General features: G+C 43.1%; 2 protein-coding genes. Both read right to left on the bottom strand.

Annotated features, from left to right (window positions below; all coding sequences use genetic code 11):
- A partial coding sequence (locus EI28_RS12025; protein ID WP_048115131.1) for a hypothetical protein occupies positions 1–907 on the bottom strand: 907 nt, incomplete at its 3' end.
- Between the two features lie 162 nt (positions 908–1,069).
- The coding region (locus EI28_RS12020; RefSeq protein WP_048115130.1) for a restriction endonuclease at positions 1,070–1,911 on the bottom strand (842 nt) is incomplete at its 5' end.

Genomic DNA, 1,911 nt, shown 5'->3' with positions numbered 1-1,911 from the left:
CGTAATTTTTTGACGTTAAATATATCTTTGAAAGTCTTTTCGCGGTTTCCTCATCATATTCGTTATTAATGATCATACCGTTAATTAATCCGATAAGGCCTGCATAATTTGTTAAAGCATTTGTTAATTCTCTTTTTACAAATACGGAGCTGAAATAGCTAGTAAGGATTGCAATCGTAATAATTTGCAGGAATAGAACAAATACCAAATAAATGTTAATCTTTGAGCCGACCGTAATAAAAAATGCGCATAAGGGGAGGATGCCCAAGAAAGGGAGGTAAAGAAACATCAATACAAGAGAGGTGACCGAAGAAACCCCCGTACTCCGTTCATGTGAGTCCTGATCCCTGTCAGCATAGTGAGCTAAAAACCTAAAGCCAAATAACGCCATTTGCTCGAAGTTTTTTATCAGGGAATTAAACGAGAGTGCAGGGATAATAAATATTAGAGCGGCAATTACAGGAATCGCAATAGAGTATGGATTTGCTGTTATGATTAGCCCGGTTTCGACCAGAAACAGTAGGGCAATGGTAATAACGTATATGACACAGACAGAGAGTACAATAGGCTTCAGATTATCTAAAAGCATCCTCAAATAGAAGGAAAAATCCTTCTCAGTCACTCTTTTAACATTCTCCACTGCCTGCTCGACATTATCGGATTTTATCGTCTTCTTTGTGGTTATCAGCGCCCATATCCCCCATAAATACATCAAAAGAAATGAAGCTGGAATCCAGTAGGCAATTATGGTCAGTTGCCAGCTTACACCTAATGCAATAAAGATCGATATGAATGACCCAAAGAGAAGATTTTTATCGATATTCTGAAGTTGCCTCGATGTATGATCAAAACTCTCGTTTATCATGAATTTAAGGTCGCTTAACGGAAAGGGTGGGGCCGACTCCATATATTTAAGAGTAGCAATAAGGCGTATTTAAATCTATTTTACGAAAGAAGTTATAGGATATCCGGAAGCGGGGAGATTAACAGTTTTAAAACGACGTTACGGGTTAAAGGGGAAATAAATTCTAGTTTTGGTCAGCGGAGATTTCTCGCACACGGATATAGGCTATTCACCATCCCCAAAATAATCCGAGTCGACTTTTTTAATTACATAACTCGCCGTTTCGGTCACGCCGACATTATAATCGATCATGAATTGCGCTAACTGCTCACCGTCGATTAAGACGATCTTCTTCTCGATGATCTTCACGTACTCCTTTGCATCCTGACTAAACTGTGAAGTCGTGATGAAGATGCCCTTCTTCGCCCTCTGCCCTTCCAGACTTCCCGCAAACGCCTGTACGACCGGCCTCCCTACCGATCCCTCCCATCGCTTCGCCTGGATGTAGATGGTGTCTAACCCCAGTCGATCCTCTTTGATCCTGCCATCGATACCTCCATCGCCACTACCGCCGATGGCTTCACCGGCATCCTTGCGAGAGCCGCCGTATCCCATTTTGACAAGCAAATCGACAACTAGCTTCTCGAAAAAGGACGGATCGGATGCCTTCATACGCTCCAAAATATCTTGCGCTAGTTGTTGCCTCAACTCAGTGTATGTCGCCTCTAAAACTTCCTCCGGAGTCTGAGGAGTGGGTTTTGGCGTCTTCTCCCCGCCATCCTGGCGAGAACTTTTCTTAAACTCCTGGTATTCGGGAAATTGCATTAAGAAGTCATTATCGATCACGAGAGGACTCTTCCTGATAACGTCGAGCCCTCTCTTTGTAATCTTGTATTTCCCTCGCCCTGTAACCTCGACCAGTCCTGCCTTCGTAAGGTATGTCCTTGCCCAGCCAAACCGATTGTCATACGTTTTCGATCTCCCGCTCGGTAGGAGCACCCGTCGTTCATCTTCTGTTAAATGAAAAATCGTATTGGCAAGGATATTTCGGTCTTCTGCCATCAGAT

Origin of the sequence: Methanoculleus sp. MH98A (assembly GCF_000691865.1) — an archaeon.
Classification (GTDB): Archaea; Halobacteriota; Methanomicrobia; order Methanomicrobiales; family Methanoculleaceae; genus Methanoculleus.
The sequence above is the reverse complement of the archived record's forward strand: the minus strand, read 5'-3'. Positions and strand labels throughout refer to the sequence as shown.